Below are 17,461 nucleotides of genomic sequence, written 5' to 3' on the forward strand. Positions count from 1 at the left end.
GCGCGGTGAGCACCGCTTCGAAATACTCATGCGTCACGAGCACATTCCGCTTCCTCAGCTGTTTTCGCCTTGTCTCGCCCTAGCTCGCGAGATCGTGAACAGGTTCTGAAACCCCACAATAAAAAAAGCGGCCTAGGCCGCTTTTTCAGTCACCCCGCCGTCTCAGGCTCGGGTATCGATATTCTGCCCCAGATGGGCCGGATTGCTGGCCTGGGCCTGTGCCATATTGTCGGACGCGCCTTGCACCAAGCTCAAAGCCGACTGCGACTGCGCCGACATGGCTTTTTTCAATGCGTAGATCTGGATGCTGTTGGACACGCCCTGCCCACTGATCTGACTCAATCCATCCATACTTCGCCTCCCTCTGAAACACGCACAATGCGCATGGCTACAGTCTAGACGCATCATCGCCGGCTGTCATCGCCGAATTTAATCTTTTGTATCCAATACACTACAGCCCTGGGCCACGATGCGACGCGGACGGCATAATACCGGACGCCCCTCCGCATTCACCGAGACCGCATCCATGCGTTTGCACAGCCTTTCCCTCACTCATTTTTCCCTGATCCACCAAGCCTTCACCCAGGCTTTCGACGACTATCTGGTGCCGATGCGGATGGACGAAGAACAGCTGGCCGCCATGCTGCACCGTCGCGGCTGGCGGCCTGAACTCAGCGTCGGCGCCTGGCAAGGAGATGCTCTCGTCGGCCTGTGGCTGGCCGGCATCCATTGCGATGAGAGCGGCCCTGCCGGCTATTGCATAGCCACCGGCGTGCTGCCGGCCGCGCGCCGTCGGGGTCTGCTGCAGGCGATGGCCGCCACGGCGAGCCAGCGCCTGGCCAGCCGCGGCATCCGCCGCCAACGGCTGGAAGTGATCGCCGACAACGCCGCTGCGCTGGCCGCCTATACCGGCCTCGGCTTTCAAGCGCATCGCCGGCTGGACTGTTACCGCATCGAACAAGCCATCGTCGCGCCACCCGGCGACTGGACGCTGCAAGAGGGGCAGCCGGAAGAATGGCCGTGCTGGACGCTGGACTTCGAACCGGCAATACCCAATAGCCGCGACAGCCTGCAACGGGCGCGGCCGCCGCTGAGCTTGCTGACCGCGCGGTGGAATGGCGCCCTGATCGGCTATGCCCTGCACTCCAGCGCCGGCGACATCGCCGAACTGGCGGTGCGCGCCGACTGCCGACGCCGTGGCGTCGCCCGTTCGTTGCTGGCCGCGACGCAAGCGGCCATCGGCGCCGAGCGCCTCGGCTGCAACAATATCGACGCCGCCGATCAGGCGATGGCCGACTTGCTGCGCGGCTGCGGCGGCCAGCTGTGGCTGTCGCAATGGGAGATGCGCCGCGCTTGACCGTGTGCATGCCATAGCGGTAACATCAAACAAATGTTTGCTAAACGGACAAATGTTTGATGACTGAGCGGGAACAACAAATCCTCTCTCTGCTGCGCCTGGATCCGCTGATCCCGCAGCAGGAGCTGGCGGATCAACTGGGCATCAGCCGCTCGGCGGTGGCCGGGCACATCATGAATCTGGTGCAAAAGGGGCATATCCGCGGCAAAGGCTACATCCTGGCCGAGCAGCGTTATATCGCCGCCGTCGGCGGCGCCAATATGGACATCGTCGGCAGCGCCGCCGCCGCGCTGCGCCACGGCGACTCCAATCCCGGCCAGGTGCGCTGCTCGCCCGGCGGCGTGGCGCGCAACGTCGCGGAAAACCTGGCGCGGCTGGGCGCCGACTGCCGGCTGGTCTCGGTGGTGGGCGACGACATCCACGGCCGTTCGCTGCTGGAAGCCACCCAGCGCGCCGGCGTCGACGTGCGCGGCTGTCTGACGCTGCCGGACGCCGCCACCTCCACCTATCTGTCCATCCAGCAGGCCGATGGCGACATGGCGCTGGCCATCAACGACATGGATATCCTCAAGCGGCTGACGCCGGAACGGCTGCAAGCGCAGCGCGAGCTGGTGCGCCACGCCGGCGCGGTGGTGGCCGACACCAATCTATGCGCCGACGCGCTGGCCTGGCTGATCGCCGAAAGCGGCGACAAGCCGCTGTTCATCGATCCGGTCTCCGCGTTCAAGGCCGAGCGCATTCGCCCCTGGCTGTCGCGCATCCACACCTTGAAGCCCAACCGCCTGGAAGCCGCCGCCTTGTCCGGCCTGCCGCTGGAACGGCCGGAACACGCGCCGGACGCCGCGCGCTGGTTCCATGGCCAGGGCGTGCGCCGCGTGGTGCTGAGCATGGCCGGCGCCGGCATCTATTACAGCGGCGAAGCCGGCGACGGCTGGCTGGACGCGCCGGACTGCGCCATCGTCAACACCACCGGCTCCGGCGACGCGCTGATGGCCGGCCTGGCCTGGGGCTGGCTCAATGAACTGCCGCTGGCGGACAGCGTGCGCTTCGCCCGCGGCTGCGCCGCGCTGACGCTGTCCTCCGCCGCCACCAACAATCCCTCACTGTCGCGCGCGGCGGTGGAAGCCTATCTGAACGCCTGATCTCGTCATCAACAAGGAGCACGCAATGCACAACGCCCATCTCGACATCCATCCCGAAGTCGCCTCCGCCCTGGCCGCCAACCGCCCGGTGGTGGCGCTGGAGTCCACCATCATCTCCCACGGCATGCCCTATCCGCAGAACGTGGAAACCGCGCTGCAAGTGGAAGCGGAAATCCGCGCCCACGGCGCGGTGCCGGCCACCATCGCCATCATCGACGGCCGCTTGAAAGCCGGCCTGAGCGCGGACGAGATCGAATACCTGGGCAAGGGCGGCCGCGACATCGCCAAGGTCAGCCGCCGCGACCTGCCCTTCATCGTCGCCGGCAAGCGCAGCGGCGCCACCACCGTGGCCACCACCATGATCATCGCCGCGATGGCCGGCATCCGCGTGTTCGCCACCGGCGGCATCGGCGGCGTGCACCGCGGCGCAGAGCGCAGCTTCGACGTGTCCGCCGATCTGCAGGAACTGGCGCAAACCCCGGTGGCCGTGGTCTGCGCCGGCGCCAAGTCCATCCTGGACCTGGGCCTGACGCTGGAATACCTGGAAACCCATGGCGTGCCGGTCATCGGCCATCGCTGCGACCACCTGCCGGCCTTCTTCACCCGCGACAGCGCCTTCAAGCTGGACCACCGTCTGGACGAAGCCGCCGACATCGCCGCCACGATGCAGGCCAAGTGGCAGCTGCAGCTGCGCGGCGGCGTGGTAGTGGCCAACCCGATTCCGGAGCAATACGCGATGCCGCGCGACAAGATCGACGCCGCCATCGAACAAGCTCTGGGCGAGGCCGAAGCGCAAAGCGTGGCCGGCAAGGAATCCACCCCCTTCCTGCTGGCCCGCGTCTGCGAACTGACCGGCGGCAACAGCCTGGCCGCCAACATCCAGCTGGTGCTGAACAACGCCCGCCTAGCCTCGGCGATCGCCGCGCGCTACTGCGAGCTGAGCGCCGGCTAAGCGCCTCGCGAGCAAGAACGACACATTGAACCGGCTTTTAACGCCGGCTTGACGGCGGTGCGGATTGGGGCTGTAATCCTCTGCCCCAACCCACCACCGCCGCAATGAGCCACCCCCTTAGCGATACCCCGCTGGAAAACTGGCGCCAACGCCTGATCCAGTTGCTGCTGCAACAGCCGGGCGACGACGACGGCGCCCACGACCTCAACCACTTCCACCGCGTCTGGGCCTGCGCCCGCCAGTTGCTGGACGCCCACCCCGAAGCCGACGCGCTGACCGTGCTGGCCGCCTGCTATCTGCACGACCTGGTCAACCTGCCCAAGAACCACCCGGAGCGCCATCTAGCCTCGCGCCAGGCCGCCACGCGCGCCCGCGCGCTGCTGGCCGCCGACAACTTTCCGCAGCACAAGCTCGACGGCGTCGCCCACGCCATCGAAGCGCACAGCTTCAGCGCCGCTATCGCGCCGCAAAGCCTGGAGGCGCGCATCGTGCAGGACGCCGATCGCATGGACGCGCTGGGCGCCATCGGACTGGCGCGGCTGTTCTACACCGCCGGCCGCATGGATTCCGCGCTGGCCCACCCGCTGGACCCTCAGGGCGCAGACCGCGAGCTGGACGACCGCCGCTGGGCGCTGGACCATATCGAGGTAAAACTGGCTAAATTGCCAGGCATGATGCAGACCGAGGCCGGCAGGAAAATGGCGGAGCAGCGGCTGCAAGCGCTGTTCGAATTCCGCCGGCAATTCTGCCAGGAATGGCTGACCGGCTAAGCTCAGACTCGCCAAAGAACTCGCTAAGCCACTGATAGTCAAACAAAAATAGTTCTAGTTTGGAAACTATCAATACGATGACAAAACCATCGGCATGGCGCAAAATATCCGCACCCCACCCCCGAGTTCAAGCATGATTCTGAAGCTGCAACGCAATACCCAAGGCCGCGACTGGGCGGTAGGCGATATCCACGGCTGCTTCCGTCAACTGTCGCGGCTGTTGAAAATGGCCGCCTTCAATCCCACATGCGACCGGCTGTTCTCGGTCGGCGACATGGTGGACCGCGGCGCCGACAGCGCCGCGGTGCTGGAGTGGCTGGCGCAACCGTGGTTCCACGCGGTGCGCGGCAATCACGAGCAATTGGCGATCGATTCGCTGCTGGGCGACAAGCAGGCCGAGATCCGCCACGTCAACAATGGCGGCTCCTGGCTGCTGGCCCTGCCCACGGCGCAGCGACTAGCCTGCCTCGCAGCCTTTCAGCGCCTGCCCTACGCGATAGAGATCGCCGACGGCGCTGGCGGCAGGATAGGCGTGGTGCACGCCGATTGCCCGGACAATGACTGGGACGCCCTGGTCGCGGGTCTGGAAAACGGCACCCTGCCGGACGCCAGCCGCAACACCGCGCTGTGGTCGCGCGAACGCGCGCGCAATGGCCGCGGCGGCGTGGTCAGCGGCGTCGAGCTGCTGCTGGTTGGCCATACCCCGCAGACCAGCGCCACTCGTTTCGACAATGTGCTGAACCTGGATACCGGCGCGGTCTACGGCGGCAAGCTGACCTTGTTTTGCCTGAATGATTTCGTCGAATTATCGCTGCCCAGCGAAGAGCATGGGCTGATGGAGTTCCAGCTGCATTGAACGGGCCGCTGGCGCGCCGTGGCCGGGATGGCTAGAATGCGGCGCTCTGTCTTTTCCTCCAGGAGCCCCAGATGGCCAGCAAGAAAGCCGCGAGCAAGCCCCAGGCGCAGCAACGCCAGCAGCAGGACAAGCGCTGGAGTTCAGCGGAACAGGCCTGCCGCGAAATCATCGCACTGCTGGATACGCTGAACCCCAGCCTGGACGCGCAACAGACCGCGTCGCAGTACGCGCAGATGGCGGCCGTGTACTACAAGAAAATCCGCAATGGCCGGGTGCTGTCGCCCGGCGACTTCAATCTGGCCGCCGATGTCGCCGCCAGCGCCCGCCGCGCGCTGCAAGCGCTGTCACCAACGCTGGACGTCTCTTCCCTGCCCCAGGCCGCGGACTGCCAGCGCATGCTGACGCTGGCCGACGGCGTGCTGGCGGCGATGAGCGAACTCAAGGCCGCTGGAAAACCAAGGCCTTAGAGCCTGTTCAGAGTCTCGCGAGCAAGAGCGAGACAAGGCGAGAAGCGCTGAGAAAGCAGAATGTACTCGTGGCACATGAGCATTTCGAAGCGGTACTCACCGTGCCACATGTCACGACGCGCAGCGAATCGTAAATAGGTTTTCAGGCATCGTCGGTCGCCGGCTGCTCCGTCTGCTGCAAGCGCCACATTTCGGCGTAGCGGCCGCCACGCTCCAGCAACTCGCGGTGGCTGCCCTGCTCCAGCACGCGCCCGGCCTCCATCACCAGGATCTGGTCGGCGTCAACGATGGTGGACAACCGATGGGCGATGATCAGCGTGGTGCGGTTGGCGGAGATTTCCGCCAGCTCGCGCTGGATCGCCTTCTCGGTGCGCGAGTCCAGCGCGCTGGTGGCCTCGTCGAAGATCAGGATGGGCGGATTCTTCAGAATGGTGCGCGCAATCGCCACCCGCTGTTTTTCCCCGCCGGACAGCTTGAGGCCGCGCTCGCCCACCATGGTGTCGTAACCGTCCGGCAGACTGCTGACGAAATCGTGGATGTGCGCGGACTTGGCCGCTTCCATCACTTGCTCGCGGCTGGCGCCGGGCCGGCCGTAGGCGATGTTGTAATACACCGTGTCGTTGAACAGCACCGTATCCTGCGGCACGATGCCGATATGAGCGCGCAAGCTGTCCTGGCTCAGTTCGCGGATATCTCGGCCATTGACCAGGATGCGGCCCTGGCTGACGTCGTAGTAGCGGAACAGCAGCCGCGACAGCGTGGACTTGCCGGCGCCGCTGGCGCCCACCACCGCCAATGTCTTGCCGGCCGGAATCTCGAAGCTGACCTCGCTCAGAATCCGGCGCTTGCTCTCGTAAGCGAAGCCCACCTGTTCAAAGCGTACCGAGGCCGCCGGCGCGGCCAGCGTGGCCGCCCCTTCCACGTCCGCCACTTCTTCATTCGCTCCCAGCAACGAGAACATGCGCTCGATATCGGCCAGCGAATGCTTGATCTCGCGGTAGACGAAGCCGAGGAAGTTCAAGGGCGCGTATAGCTGGGTGATGAAGGTGGCCACCAGCACCACATCGCCCACCGTCATCCGCGCGGCCACCACTTCGCGCGCCGCCAGCACCATGATCAGGGTGACGCCGCTGGCGATGATCAGGCCCTGACCGGCGTTGAGCATGGACAGCGACACCTGGTTCTTGATCGCCGACGCCTCCCAGGCCGCCAGATTCTTGTCGTAGCGCGCCGCCTCGTAGCCTTCGTTATTGAAGTATTTGACCGTCTCGTAATTGAGCAGCGCGTCTATCGCCTTGGCGTTGGCCTTGGAGTCCAGATCGTTCATGCTGCGGCGGTAGACGGTGCGCCACTCGGTCACCACCAGGGTGAAGGCGATGTAGACGGCGATGGTGGCGAAGGTCACCAGCGCGAACGGCCAGGCATAGCGGTGCAGCAGGATGGCGGTGACCATGCCGATTTCCAGCAGCGTGGGCAGGATGTTGAACACGGTGAAGTTCAGCAGAAAGCCTATGCCCTTGGTGCCGCGCTCGATATCGCGGCTCATGCCGCCGGTCTGGCGTTCCAGATGAAAGCGCAGCGACAGCCGCAACAGGTGCTGGAACACGCCGCGCGCGACGCTGCGCACCGCGCCCTGTATCACCCGCGCGAACACCGCGTCGCGCAGTTCGCCCAGCACGCTGGACAGCAGGCGGGCACAGCCATAGCCGGCCAGCGCCAGCACCGGCAGCGCCAGCAAGGTGGCCGGCACCGAGAGTTGATCGACGATGTCTTTCAGGTACAAGGGCACGCTGACCGCGGCCACCTTGGCCAGAATCATGCAAGACAGCGCCAGCAGCACGCGGCCCTTGAACACCCACAGATAAGGCAGCAGCGTCTTCAGCGTCGCTGCGTCGTTGCGGTTGCCCGGGGCCGGGCCGGAATGGGTAAAACGCATATTTGGGATTGCCTGTGACGACAAGCTGTTCCAAAGTGAGAGTTGAGCGGTCTTGCGAACATCATCAACGCTCGCTAGGGAGAGCGGATATGTGGATATTATTGCTGGAAGCGGCGATTGCCGGCGGTTTGGCCACCTTCATCGTGTGGTGGACCTGGCCAAGGGAAAAATAGCACCGCCGGCGGGAGCGTTTCAGTGCAGCACGCGCGGCGCCACCAGATTCATCTCGGGGATCTCCGCCTCGAAACGCTTGCCGTCGTCGGCCAGGAACTGGTAGCTGCCCTTCATTGAACCGTAGGGGGTTTTCAGGTGGGTGGCGCTGGAATAGTCGAAGGACTGGCCCGGCTCGATGCGCGGCTGCTCGCCCACCACGCCCATGCCGCGCACTTCCTGCACCTGCTCGTTGGCGTCCGCGATGATCCAGTGGCGGCTGATCAGCTGCGCCGGTTCGCTGCCGGTATTGGTGATGCGGACGCGATAGCCGAACACATAGATGTCGTTGGCCATATTGGATTGCTCTTCGATGTAATGCGGCTCGGCCTGGACTTCGACGCGGTAGGTTTTTTCCGCCATGTTCTGCGCTCCTTTTGTTGTTTGTGCTTTATTTTATCCCGACGTCCCGCATTTGGCGCGGTAGAATGTGGCCATCCCGTGTTCATCCTTGCCCAAAGCAACGCCCTATGCGCACTTTCCGTATCGCCCCCAGCATTCTTTCCGCCGATTTTTCCTGTCTTGGCCAAGAGGTTCGCGACGTGATCGCCGCCGGCGCCGACATCATCCATTTCGATGTGATGGACAACCACTATGTGCCCAACCTGACCATAGGGCCTATGGTGTGCGAGGCCATCCGTCCGCACAGCAACGCGCCCATCGACGTGCACCTGATGGTGAAGCCGGTGGACAGCCTGGCCGCCGCCTTCGCCAAGGCCGGCGCCGACATCATCACCTTCCACCCGGAAGCCTCCGAGCACATAGACCGCACGCTGGGCCTGATCAAGGACGCCGGCTGCAAGGCCGGCCTGGTGTTCAACCCGGCCACCTCCTTGTCCTACCTGGATCATGTGATGGACAAGATAGACATGGTGCTGATCATGTCGGTGAACCCGGGCTTCGGCGGCCAGAAGTTCATTCCGCACGCGCTGGACAAGGTGCGCGAGGCGCGCCGCCGCATCGATGAATACACCGCCAAACACGGCGGAGAAATCTGGCTGGAAGTGGACGGTGGCATCAAGACCGACAATATCCGCGCGGTGGCCGAGGCCGGCGCCGACACCTTCGTCGCCGGGTCCGCCATCTACGGCCAGGCCGATTACAAGACCGTGATCGACGCGATGCGCGCCGAGCTGGCCCAACTCCGCTGAAACCGGCCCTCAAACCAGGAGCACAGACTATGCATGCCTTCATCGTGACCGGCGCCTCGCGCGGCCTTGGCCTGGCGCTGACCGAAGCCCTGCTCGCCGACGGCTACCGCGTCGCCGGCCTGGCGCGCGGCGCCGTGGACGCGCTGGCGCCGCTGACGCGCCGCTACCCCGAGCGCCTGATCGCCCTCGACGTCGACCTCGCCGACGCCGCCGCGGTGGCGCCCGCCATCGCCGCAGCGGTGGAACAACTGAAGCCGGCCGATTGCGCCAGCCTCAATCTGATCAACAACGCCGGCGTGGTCACGCCCATCGCCCAGGCCGGCCATTACCCGGCCGAAGACGTGGTGCGCGCGCTGGCGATCAATCTGGCCGCGCCCATGCTGGCCACCGACGCGCTGCTGCGCGCCAGCGCCGGCCTCAAGGCCCGCCGCCGCATCCTGAACATATCCTCCGGCGCCGCGGCCAAGCCCTATCCGGGCTGGAGCGTGTACTGCACCACCAAGGCCGGGCTGGACCACTTCAGCCGCAGCGTGGCCGTGGAACAGGCCAGCCAGGCCAACGCCGCGCAAATCGTCGCGCTCTATCCCGGCGTGGTGGACACCGAGATGCAGGCCAGCATCCGCGGCAGCGACACCGAGCAGTTTCCGCAGAAAGCCCGCTTCGACGCGCTGAAGGCGGACGGAGAACTGAGCACCCCGGCCGCCGCCGCGCGCCGCATCGTCGACCATCTGCTGTCGCCGGCCTTTGGCTTGCAAGCCGTGGTGGACATCCGCAACCTGGGCTGACGCCTGTTTACAATCCGCCGCGCGCAAACGCGCGCGACAAGCACAAGCGGCGGCCAAGGCCGCCGCGCTGAAACGCATATGAATCTGAAACACATCAAAGCCGTCGCCTTCGATCTGGACGGCACCCTGGTCGACTCCATTCCCGATCTCGCCGCCGCCGCCAACGCCATGCGCGAACACCTGGACCTGCCGCCGCTGCCGGCGCTGCGCATCCAGGAGCACGTCGGCGACGGCATCGCCAGCCTGGTGCACCGCGCGCTGACCAATGAGCGCGACGGCCAGGCTGATCCGGCGCTGTGGGAACGCGGCTACGTCTTCTTCATCCAGTACTACCGCGAGCACCTGAGCGACAACACCAGCATCTATCCGGGCGTGACCGACGGCCTGGGCCTGTTGCGCGCGCTGCAGCTGCCGCTGGCGGTGATCACCAATAAATCCGAGCGGCTGGCGCTGCCGCTGCTGGAGCAACTGGGCCTGCGCGACCACTTCAGCCTGATCATCGGCGGCGACACCCTGGCGGAAAAGAAACCGTCGGCGCTGCCCCTGCAGCACGTTTGCCAGGTCTTGGGCATCGCCCCGGAGCAAATGGCGATGGTGGGCGACTCCGCCAACGACGTGCTGGCCGCGCGCAATGCCGGCTGCGCCGCCGTGGCCGTCAGCTACGGCTATGCCGACGCCGCCGCGCTGGGCGCGGATCTGGTGGTGGCCAATATTGCCGAACTTTACGATTTGATGAAGAATAGCTGATCAGCTGATAATTTCTTTTACGGATGACAACTTCATGATGATGCAAGGATACCGGCTTGGATGCCGATGGCGTCGCTCAATGCCTGTTTGACAAGCTGCATTCGACCTCACCACGACCGCAAAAGCGCAGGACCCGCCATGAACCATGAAGAATTCAACCGCCTGGCCGCCGCCGGCTACAACCGCATCCCGGTCAGCCTGGAGCTGTTCGCCGACCTCGACACTCCGATGTCGGTTTATCTGAAGCTGGCCAACCAGCCCTATTCCTATCTGCTGGAGTCCGTCGTCGGCGGCGAGCGTTTCGGCCGCTACTCCTTCATCGGCCTGCCGTCCAATACCCGCTTGCGGGTCAATGGCCAGCAAGTGCAAGTGGAATACGGCGACAAGGTGATAGAACGCCACAGCGGCGACCCGCTGGCCTTCATCGAAGCCTTCCAGCAGCGCTTCCACACTCCGCCGCAACCGAACCTGCCGCGCTTCGCCGGCGGCCTGGTCGGCTACTTCGGCTACGACACCATACGCCACATCGAAAAGCGGCTGGCCGAAACCGCCAAGCCCGACGCCATCGGCACCCCGGACATGCTGTTGATGGTGTCCGAGGAACTGGCGGTAGTGGACAATCTGTCCGGCAAGCTATTCCTCATCGTCTACGCCGATCCGGAAGTGCCCAACGCGCTGCTGAAGGCCGAGGCGCGGCTGGCGCAACTGCGCGCGCGCCTGCGCGAGCCGCTGGAAGTGCCCTTGTCCTTGCCGTCCCAGGCCTCGCAAGCGGCTTCGGAATACGGCGAACAGGCGTTCAAGGACGCGGTGGCCGACTGCAAGCGCTACATCCAAGACGGCGACATCATGCAGGTGGTGCTGTCCCAGCGCATGCAGATGCCGTTCGCGGAGTCCCCGCTCAGCCTCTACCGCGCGCTGCGCAGCCTGAACCCGTCGCCCTATATGTTCCTCTACCACTTCGACGACTTCCACGTGGTGGGCGCCTCGCCGGAAATCCTGGTGCGCCGCGAGCGCGATACCGTCACCGTGCGCCCTATCGCCGGCACCCGCCCGCGCGGCCAGAACCGCGAGCAGGACGAAGCGCTGGCGGCCGAATTGCTGGCCGATCCCAAGGAAATCGCCGAACACGTGATGCTGATGGACCTGGGCCGCAACGACGTGGGCCGCGTCGCCACCACCGGCAGCGTGCGCGTCACCGACAATATGGCGATCGAGCGCTATTCCCACGTGATGCACATCGTGTCCAGCGTGGAAGGCAAGGTTGGCCCCGAGGTATCGAACATCGACGTACTCAAGGCCACCTTCCCGGCCGGCACCCTGTCCGGCGCGCCCAAGGTGCGGGCGATGGAAATCATCGACCAGTACGAACCCAGCAAGCGCGGCATCTACGGCGGCGCGGTCGGCTATCTGGGCTTTAACGGCGACATGGATCTGTGCATCGCCATCCGCACCGCGGTGTTGAAGAACCGCATGCTCTACGTGCAGGCCGGCGCCGGCATCGTCGCCGACTCCTCGCCGGAAATGGAATGGCAGGAAACCCAGAACAAGGCGCGCGCGGTCTTGCGCGCCGCGGCGCTGGCCCAGCAAGGACTGGACGCCTGATCCGAACAAACGGCCCGCCTAGGCGGGCCGTTCTCTATGGTGCAAAGCACCGCGTCTCCAAGCTCGACTTCAGGAGAAAAACGCTGAGCCAACCCATCGCCTTGCGCCCGGCCGTCCGCAGCGACCTCGCCTTCCTACTGGCGCTGCGCCGCGCCAGCATGGGTCCCCATCTGCAAACGGCGGGCCGCCCCTGTGATGAAGATGCACTCCTGAGCCGAGTCCACGATGGTTTCGAACACGCCGCCATCATCATGGAGGGCGAGCGGGACATCGGCCTGCTCAAAGTCGCGCGTCGGCTCCCCGCCTGGCAGTTGATCCAGCTGCAACTGCTGCCGGACCGGCAAGGCCGCGGCCTGGGCGCGCAATTGCTCCGCGGCTTGCAGCGCGAGGCCGAACAGGCCGGAGCCGCCTTGGAACTCAGCGTGCTGGAGCGCAATCCGGCGCGCCGGCTCTACCAGCGCCTGGGCTTTGTCGATATCCGGCACGCCGACGGCGAATTCCTGATGCGCTGGAGCGCCTGACAGGCCTAGGCCGCCGGCCACAACACCGGAAACCAATCCTCGCGCAAGCGTTGACCCGGCCGCATGCCGTGATCCGGATACGGCGGCGAGGTGCGGCCCGGCCGCTCAACGTAGCGCGCGTCGTCGCCCAGCCAGCGCAAGGACAGCGCGCGCCGCCGTCCGCCGCCGGGATTGCCGCGCGCGCCATGCGCGGTGCGGAAATCGAACAATACCGCGTCGCCCGGCTCCAAGGCCCACTCCAGCACCGTCATGCCCGGTTCGCGGTCCGGGTCCGGCGCGTCGCGATAGCGGCGCGCATCGCCCTCGTAGAAGCCGGAATCGTCCTTCCAGCGCACCGGTCGCACCCACTCCTCCCAGCGATGCGAGCCGGCGATCAGCCGCAAAGTGGCCTCGCGCACCGGGTCCACCGGAATCCAGAAGCTGACGGTCTGCTCGCCATCGACGAAGTAATACGGGATGTCCTGATGCCAGGGCGTGGGCTTGTGGGTGCCCGGCTCCTTGACCAGCACATGCTCGTGAAAGAATTGCGCGCTGGCCGAGCACATCAGGGTGGCCGCGGCCGCCGCGACCGGCGACGCCGTCACCACCGCTTCGAATTCGGGAATGCGCCGCCAGTTGCAATAATCCTCGAAGAAGGACCCCGGCTCGCCAGCGGCGACCACATTGCCGGCATAGGGGCCGGGCGCCTGCAGATTGCGCTCGATGCCGGCGGCGATGACCTCCACCCAATCTCTGAACAAGCCACGCAGGCAGATGGCGCCGTCGCGCTGAAAAGCGGCGATGTCGGCGGTGGAAATTTCGGGACAGGCTGACATGGGCTTCTCCTCCTCTTGTATCGATGCACTCCGCCACTGCGGGCGCCCGTCCTCACTATCGCCACAAGTCCATGCCAAAATAAAATAATATGTTTTGATCATCCTCCTCGGAAAAAGCGATGAAGCTGACCTTGCGTCAATTGCGCTACGCGCTGGCGGTGGCCCGTCACGGCGGCATCAGCGCGGCGGCTGAACGGCTGAACGTCTCCCAGCCGGCGGTATCCGCCGCCATCGGCGAACTGGAGGAGATCCTGGGCCAGGCCCTGTTCGTGCGCGCGCGCGGCTCCGGCATGACGACGACGCCGTTTGGCCGCCAGGCGCTGGCACAGGCGCGGCGAACCATGGAAGCCGCGATGGCGCTGGAGGGGCTGGCCGACGGCGCGGCATCCTTGGCCGGGGAGCTGGCCTTGGGCTGCTTCGAGGACTTGGCGCCTTACTGCCTGCCGCCCTTGCTGAGCGCGCTGCGCGAACGGCACCCGTCCTTGCGCGTGGAGCCGCGGGAGTGCGGCTTCGACCTGATCGGCCCGCAACTGCTGCAAGGCGGGCTGGACGCCGCCATCAGCTACGATCTGGCGCTGCCACCCGCGCTGGCGCTGACCGAACTGCGCACGCTGGCGCCCCACGCGCTGCTGGCGGCCGACCATCCGCTGGCGCGGGGTGAACAAGTGAGTTTGAGGGAATTATGCGAATGGCCGCTGCTGCTGACCGAACAGGCATACAGCGGTGCGCATTTTCTGGACTTGCTGCGCATGCACGGCCTGCGGCCGGCGCGGCTGGAAACCGTGCGCAGTCTTGAACTGCAACGCGGCATGGTGGCTCACGGACTGGGCGTGGCCATCGCCTACACCCGGCCCAGCGGCGACCACAGCTATGACGGCCGTCCGCTGGCGCTGCGGCCCATCGCCGATCCGCTGCCGACGCAACGCATCGTGCTGGCCTGCCTGCGGGAACGCACGGACACGCCGGCCATCGCCGCCTTGCGCGAACGGGCCCAGGGCTGGTTCGCCGCCAGGCCGGAGTTTGGCGTAGGCGCGCCCGGCAACGCGGGATGAACCTTGCGCCGCGCGAGGTCTCAGCCGGCCTGAGCCTGCAGATACTGCCCTATCTTGGCCGCGCTGATCTTCTGCATGCCGCACAGCTGACCATGGCCGCACAGGTGCGCGCCATAGCGGCTGCTCAATTCGCCCTGCAGATGCGATAGCAAATGCGCGGCCATTTCCGCGTCGGCCAGCGCGCGGTGGGCGCGGCCGGTGTCCGGCAGGCTCAGCCAGCGCGCCAAAGTGCCCAGCTTGTGGTCCGGCGCCTGCGGCAGCACCCGGCGCGACAGCAGCAGGGTGCAGGCGAAATCCTGGCTGCGCGCCAGACCCAGTTGGGCCAGCTCGTAATCCCAGAACTTGCGGTCGAAGCTGGCGTTGTGCGCGGCCAGCGGCGTGTCGCCGACGAAGCGCGCCGCCTCCGCCATTGCCACCGCCGGCGGCGGGGCATCGCGCAACATCGCGTTGCTGATGCCGGTCAGCCGCTCTATCATCGGCGGAATCCACACGCCGGCATTGATCAGGCTTTGATAGCGATCGACGATGCGGCCATCTTCCAGCAGCGCCACGCCGATTTCGGTGGCGCGGCAATCGCGTCCCGGGGACGCGCCATTGGTTTCGAAATCGATGACGGCGATGCGTCGACTCATTTCAGCGCCGCCCGCGCCGCTTCTTCCGGACTCAAGCCGTCGTAGTACTGGTCGGTGTACCACTCCGCCTGTTCCTCTATATGCTCCTGCGCCTCCGCCACCGTGGCGCCGGCCGCCACCAGATGGGTTTCCACCTCGGCGCACCATTCCAGCAGCGCGCGGGTTTCCTCGTCCAGTTCGTCCTGTTTCTGTTTTTTGGCCATGGCCGCATCCTCCGCGCCGCTTCGGCGTGTCAAAAACCGTGCATTCTACCCGCGCCGGCCGTGGCGGCCAAACCGGATCAAACGCGCATGTGGCGGATGGACTCGCTCAGTTCGCCAAAATGGCCGCGCAGCTGCAGCAATTCGTCCTGTACTTGTTCCACCGAACGGCTGGTGGTGCCGGCATGCTCGGTCACCGCGTCGACGTTGACCAGGATTTGCGCTCCGGCCGCCTTCTGGTTGTCCAGCAGCCGGGAAATATTGCGGATGCGCTCCTCCGCCACGCCGGCCTGACGGCCGATCTGGTCCACCATGCCGCCCAGTTGTTTCACGAGTTCCACACCTTCCTCCACCTGGCCAACACCGTTTTCCATGCCGCTGACCACCTGCTCCGAGGTGGCCTGCAGCTGGGAAATGACGTTGACGATGTCCGCCGTCGCCTGCGCGGTGCGCTCCGCCAGCGCGCGCACTTCGTCGGCCACCACGGCGAAGCCGCGGCCGGATTCACCGGCACGCGCGGCTTCTATCGCGGCGTTCAAGGCCAGGAGATTGGTTTGATCGGCGATGCCGCGGATCGAATTCACCATGCCGCCTATCTTGCGGATATCGCCCTCCAGCAATTGCACGCTGTTGGCGCTGTGATGAATAGTTTGGGCCAGGTTGCCGATATTGCCCACGGTCTGCTGCACCGCCCTGCTGCCTTCGCTCGAGCATTGCCCCACTTCGCCGGCGATCTGCAAGGTGCTGTCGGCGTGCTCGGCCACGCTGGCCAGATGATCGGCGAGTTGCTGGATGGCGCCGGCCATGGACTGGGCCGAATCGGTCTGCTGCTGGCTAGCCTGCCCCACCCGCAGGGTCAACTGCGCGATCTCGTCTACCGAGCCGCCCAACGCGCCGGAGGTCTGGCCCACCTTGCCGACAATGCCCTGCAAGGTATCCATCAAGGTGTTGAATTCGCCGATGGCGGCGCCCAACTCATCGTTGCGGCCCACCGGCGCCCGGATCGACAAATCCCCGCTGCGCTCTATGCGCTGCGCCGCGTCCTTGAAGTGCTCGATCGGCGGCAGCATCGAGCGCGCCACCCACCAACACAACAAGGCCATCAGCAGCGCCGCGGCCACCGCCGCCACGATGATGACCACCGCGGCCCCCCCACCTGCGCCACCGAGCTATCACTCTGCCGTCGCGAGCCGTTGTCGATGGCGTCGGCCAGTTTTTCCATCTTGTCTTCCAGCAGCGCGAAATCCTGCTGAAAACCCTTCAAACTCACGGCGGCCGTCTCCGGATGCTCAAACCCACCGGCGATGATGGCGGTCGCGGTCGCGGTATAGCGCTCCACCACGGGAAGGATCTGCTGCAGCAAGGCGCGGGCCGCTGGATCGCTGAGCTTGTCCTGGTTCTCCTTCATCGCGCCAAGGAAACGCTTGCGATGCTCGTCGACATCCTTGCGGATATCGCTGAGCGCCTCACGATCGCCGTTTTTCTGCGCCAACAAAAGCGCCAGCACATCGGCATGCACCGCGTCATGCATCATGTCGGCATCCATCTGCCGGCGCACAGCCCCCTGGCTATCTAGCAATTCGTAGATATTCCGCACCAGTTGCGCCGTGCTTTGATAGCCGACCGCGCCGATCAACAGGCAGGACACCACCGCCCCGCATGCCAACAGCCGCAGCTGCGCCCGGATTGTCAGACTCCACATCGCGGCCTCCCTTCTCAGTATTCATGCCTTCAGCATTAACACTAATACATCCCCGCGATTTCACCGAAGCAATTGGGCCGGCTACAAGTCCACCTTGCCGCGCAGCGACTTGACCTCGCCACGCCGGGTCTTGCCGGCCAGGCGGCGCTGCTTGGAGCCGTAAGTGGGCTTGGTGGCGCGGCGCACCTTGGGGGTGTGGCTGACGGCGTCGATCAAGGCTTGCAGGCGCTGCAGCGCGTCGGCGCGGTTCAATTCCTGGGTGCGGTGCTGCTGCGCCTTGATCACCAGCACGCCATCCTTGTTCAGCCGCTGGTCCGCCAGCGCGAGCAGGCGCTCGCGCAGCCATTCCGGCAGCGAGGACGCACGCACGTCGAAGCGCAGATGCACCGCCGACGATACCTTGTTGACGTTTTGCCCGCCCGCGCCTTGCGCGCGCATCGCGCTGAATTCCACTTCGCGCTCGCTGATCGGATACCGCGGCTTGTCCATGATGCAGACCAACAATCAAAAGAGATAATTGTAGCGCACCCGCCGCATCCCATGGCATGGCGCGGCGTTTTATTT

21 protein-coding genes are annotated in these 17,461 nt (G+C 65.5%); 12 read left to right on the top strand and 9 right to left on the bottom strand.

Annotated elements, in window-relative coordinates:
- Positions 1 to 162: 162 nt before the first annotated feature.
- On the bottom strand, positions 163 to 351 hold the full coding sequence (locus VI26_RS17465) for a putative motility protein (RefSeq protein ID WP_048411033.1): 189 nt from the start codon (positions 349 to 351) through the stop codon (positions 163 to 165).
- Positions 352 to 526: 175 nt separating this feature from the next.
- Here VI26_RS17465 and VI26_RS17470 point away from each other — a divergent pair, with 175 nt between their 5' ends.
- The 6 genes from VI26_RS17470 to VI26_RS17495 all read left to right on the top strand — a co-directional run bounded on the left by VI26_RS17470 (position 527) and on the right by VI26_RS17495 (position 5,544).
- Entirely contained in the window at positions 527 to 1,357 is an 831-nt protein-coding gene (locus VI26_RS17470; protein ID WP_197081519.1) for a GNAT family N-acetyltransferase, read from the top strand.
- A 59-nt stretch (positions 1,358 to 1,416) separates the two neighbouring features.
- Positions 1,417 to 2,499 (top strand): PfkB family carbohydrate kinase, encoded by a 1,083-nt coding sequence (locus VI26_RS17475; RefSeq protein ID WP_048411035.1) that lies wholly within the window; start codon positions 1,417 to 1,419, stop codon positions 2,497 to 2,499.
- Positions 2,500 to 2,524: 25 nt separating this feature from the next.
- Entirely contained in the window at positions 2,525 to 3,451 is a 927-nt protein-coding gene (locus VI26_RS17480; protein ID WP_048411036.1) for a pseudouridine-5'-phosphate glycosidase, read from the top strand.
- Positions 3,452 to 3,555: 104 nt separating this feature from the next.
- Entirely contained in the window at positions 3,556 to 4,221 is a 666-nt protein-coding gene (locus tag VI26_RS17485) for an HD domain-containing protein (RefSeq protein ID WP_048411037.1), read from the top strand.
- Positions 4,222 to 4,354: 133 nt separating this feature from the next.
- Complete coding sequence (locus tag VI26_RS17490) at positions 4,355 to 5,077, top strand: metallophosphoesterase (RefSeq protein WP_048411038.1); 723 nt, start codon at positions 4,355 to 4,357, stop codon at positions 5,075 to 5,077.
- Positions 5,078 to 5,148: 71 nt separating this feature from the next.
- A complete protein-coding gene (locus VI26_RS17495; RefSeq protein WP_048411039.1) occupies positions 5,149 to 5,544 on the top strand; it encodes a hypothetical protein in 396 nt (131 codons plus the stop codon).
- Between the two features lie 142 nt (positions 5,545 to 5,686).
- Here the strand turns inward: VI26_RS17495 and VI26_RS17500 are convergent, their stop codons facing one another.
- Both VI26_RS17500 and apaG read right to left on the bottom strand, forming a co-directional pair.
- The gene (locus VI26_RS17500; protein ID WP_048411040.1) at positions 5,687 to 7,480 is read right to left on the bottom strand and encodes an ABC transporter ATP-binding protein/permease; all 1,794 of its coding nucleotides are present in this window, start codon (positions 7,478 to 7,480) and stop codon (positions 5,687 to 5,689) included.
- Between the two features lie 192 nt (positions 7,481 to 7,672).
- Positions 7,673 to 8,053, bottom strand: a complete 381-nt coding sequence (gene apaG, locus VI26_RS17505; protein WP_048411041.1) for a Co2+/Mg2+ efflux protein ApaG — start codon at positions 8,051 to 8,053, stop codon at positions 7,673 to 7,675.
- 107 nt (positions 8,054 to 8,160) lie between these two features.
- Between apaG and rpe the strand changes: the two genes are divergently transcribed.
- The 5 genes from rpe to VI26_RS24665 all read left to right on the top strand — a co-directional run bounded on the left by rpe (position 8,161) and on the right by VI26_RS24665 (position 12,496).
- On the top strand, positions 8,161 to 8,841 hold the full coding sequence (rpe, locus tag VI26_RS17510) for a ribulose-phosphate 3-epimerase (RefSeq protein WP_048411042.1): 681 nt from the start codon (positions 8,161 to 8,163) through the stop codon (positions 8,839 to 8,841).
- Between the two features lie 29 nt (positions 8,842 to 8,870).
- Positions 8,871 to 9,626 carry an SDR family oxidoreductase gene (locus tag VI26_RS17515; protein ID WP_048411043.1) on the top strand — a complete coding sequence of 252 codons (756 nt, stop codon included), beginning with the start codon at positions 8,871 to 8,873 and terminating at the stop codon, positions 9,624 to 9,626.
- A gap of 78 nt (positions 9,627 to 9,704) precedes the next feature.
- Positions 9,705 to 10,373 carry a phosphoglycolate phosphatase gene (locus tag VI26_RS17520; protein ID WP_048411044.1) on the top strand — a complete coding sequence of 223 codons (669 nt, stop codon included), beginning with the start codon at positions 9,705 to 9,707 and terminating at the stop codon, positions 10,371 to 10,373.
- Between the two features lie 138 nt (positions 10,374 to 10,511).
- Positions 10,512 to 11,975: an anthranilate synthase component I gene (trpE, locus tag VI26_RS17525; protein ID WP_048411045.1), complete on the top strand. Its 1,464-nt coding sequence runs from the start codon at positions 10,512 to 10,514 to the stop codon at positions 11,973 to 11,975.
- Between the two features lie 101 nt (positions 11,976 to 12,076).
- Positions 12,077 to 12,496 (top strand): N-acetyltransferase, encoded by a 420-nt coding sequence (locus VI26_RS24665; RefSeq protein ID WP_197081520.1) that lies wholly within the window; start codon positions 12,077 to 12,079, stop codon positions 12,494 to 12,496.
- Positions 12,497 to 12,501: 5 nt separating this feature from the next.
- Here the strand turns inward: VI26_RS24665 and VI26_RS17535 are convergent, their stop codons facing one another.
- Positions 12,502 to 13,311 (bottom strand): phytanoyl-CoA dioxygenase family protein, encoded by an 810-nt coding sequence (locus VI26_RS17535; protein WP_048411046.1) that lies wholly within the window; start codon positions 13,309 to 13,311, stop codon positions 12,502 to 12,504.
- Positions 13,312 to 13,430: 119 nt separating this feature from the next.
- Between VI26_RS17535 and VI26_RS17540 the strand changes: the two genes are divergently transcribed.
- Positions 13,431 to 14,363, top strand: a complete 933-nt coding sequence (locus VI26_RS17540; RefSeq protein WP_048411047.1) for a LysR family transcriptional regulator — start codon at positions 13,431 to 13,433, stop codon at positions 14,361 to 14,363.
- 20 nt (positions 14,364 to 14,383) lie between these two features.
- Here VI26_RS17540 and VI26_RS17545 read toward each other — a convergent pair whose 3' ends face one another.
- From VI26_RS17545 to arfB, 5 genes are all read right to left on the bottom strand, one after another.
- Entirely contained in the window at positions 14,384 to 14,995 is a 612-nt protein-coding gene (locus VI26_RS17545; RefSeq protein WP_048411048.1) for a PolC-type DNA polymerase III, read from the bottom strand.
- Entirely contained in the window at positions 14,992 to 15,198 is a 207-nt protein-coding gene (locus tag VI26_RS17550) for a hypothetical protein (RefSeq protein ID WP_019101381.1), read from the bottom strand. The genes VI26_RS17545 and VI26_RS17550 overlap by 4 nt, the downstream gene beginning before the upstream one ends.
- Before the next feature lie 77 nt (positions 15,199 to 15,275).
- Entirely contained in the window at positions 15,276 to 16,337 is a 1,062-nt protein-coding gene (locus VI26_RS25065) for a methyl-accepting chemotaxis protein (protein WP_053074485.1), read from the bottom strand.
- Positions 16,298 to 16,897: a hypothetical protein gene (locus VI26_RS17560; protein ID WP_048411049.1), complete on the bottom strand. Its 600-nt coding sequence runs from the start codon at positions 16,895 to 16,897 to the stop codon at positions 16,298 to 16,300. The genes VI26_RS25065 and VI26_RS17560 overlap by 40 nt, the downstream gene beginning before the upstream one ends.
- Before the next feature lie 81 nt (positions 16,898 to 16,978).
- Positions 16,979 to 17,386, bottom strand: coding sequence for an alternative ribosome rescue aminoacyl-tRNA hydrolase ArfB (gene arfB / locus VI26_RS17565; RefSeq protein WP_048411050.1), 408 nt, complete (start codon positions 17,384 to 17,386; stop codon positions 16,979 to 16,981).
- Positions 17,387 to 17,461 lie beyond the last annotated feature (75 nt).

This window comes from Chromobacterium sp. LK1, assembly GCF_001043555.1.
Lineage (GTDB): Bacteria > Pseudomonadota > Gammaproteobacteria > Burkholderiales > Chromobacteriaceae > Chromobacterium > Chromobacterium aquaticum.

What these genes read in the sequence shown, in the direction of transcription:
- arfB (WP_048411050.1), bottom strand. Translation starts at nt 17,386, where the DNA reads ATGGACAAGCCGCGGTATCCGATCAGCGAGCGCGAAGTGGAATTCAGC.
- VI26_RS17465 (WP_048411033.1), bottom strand. Translation starts at nt 351, where the DNA reads ATGGATGGATTGAGTCAGATCAGTGGGCAGGGCGTGTCCAACAGCATC.
- trpE (WP_048411045.1), top strand. Translation starts at nt 10,512, where the DNA reads ATGAACCATGAAGAATTCAACCGCCTGGCCGCCGCCGGCTACAACCGC.
- VI26_RS17540 (WP_048411047.1), top strand. Translation starts at nt 13,431, where the DNA reads ATGAAGCTGACCTTGCGTCAATTGCGCTACGCGCTGGCGGTGGCCCGT.
- VI26_RS17500 (WP_048411040.1), bottom strand. Translation starts at nt 7,480, where the DNA reads ATGCGTTTTACCCATTCCGGCCCGGCCCCGGGCAACCGCAACGACGCA.
- VI26_RS17470 (WP_197081519.1), top strand. Translation starts at nt 527, where the DNA reads ATGCGTTTGCACAGCCTTTCCCTCACTCATTTTTCCCTGATCCACCAA.
- VI26_RS17550 (WP_019101381.1), bottom strand. Translation starts at nt 15,198, where the DNA reads ATGGCCAAAAAACAGAAACAGGACGAACTGGACGAGGAAACCCGCGCG.
- VI26_RS17535 (WP_048411046.1), bottom strand. Translation starts at nt 13,311, where the DNA reads ATGTCAGCCTGTCCCGAAATTTCCACCGCCGACATCGCCGCTTTTCAG.
- apaG (WP_048411041.1), bottom strand. Translation starts at nt 8,053, where the DNA reads ATGGCGGAAAAAACCTACCGCGTCGAAGTCCAGGCCGAGCCGCATTAC.
- VI26_RS17485 (WP_048411037.1), top strand. Translation starts at nt 3,556, where the DNA reads ATGAGCCACCCCCTTAGCGATACCCCGCTGGAAAACTGGCGCCAACGC.
- VI26_RS17495 (WP_048411039.1), top strand. Translation starts at nt 5,149, where the DNA reads ATGGCCAGCAAGAAAGCCGCGAGCAAGCCCCAGGCGCAGCAACGCCAG.
- VI26_RS17560 (WP_048411049.1), bottom strand. Translation starts at nt 16,897, where the DNA reads ATGTGGAGTCTGACAATCCGGGCGCAGCTGCGGCTGTTGGCATGCGGG.
- VI26_RS17545 (WP_048411048.1), bottom strand. Translation starts at nt 14,995, where the DNA reads ATGAGTCGACGCATCGCCGTCATCGATTTCGAAACCAATGGCGCGTCC.
- VI26_RS17520 (WP_048411044.1), top strand. Translation starts at nt 9,705, where the DNA reads ATGAATCTGAAACACATCAAAGCCGTCGCCTTCGATCTGGACGGCACC.
- VI26_RS17480 (WP_048411036.1), top strand. Translation starts at nt 2,525, where the DNA reads ATGCACAACGCCCATCTCGACATCCATCCCGAAGTCGCCTCCGCCCTG.
- VI26_RS17475 (WP_048411035.1), top strand. Translation starts at nt 1,417, where the DNA reads ATGACTGAGCGGGAACAACAAATCCTCTCTCTGCTGCGCCTGGATCCG.
- VI26_RS17490 (WP_048411038.1), top strand. Translation starts at nt 4,355, where the DNA reads ATGATTCTGAAGCTGCAACGCAATACCCAAGGCCGCGACTGGGCGGTA.
- rpe (WP_048411042.1), top strand. Translation starts at nt 8,161, where the DNA reads ATGCGCACTTTCCGTATCGCCCCCAGCATTCTTTCCGCCGATTTTTCC.
- VI26_RS17515 (WP_048411043.1), top strand. Translation starts at nt 8,871, where the DNA reads ATGCATGCCTTCATCGTGACCGGCGCCTCGCGCGGCCTTGGCCTGGCG.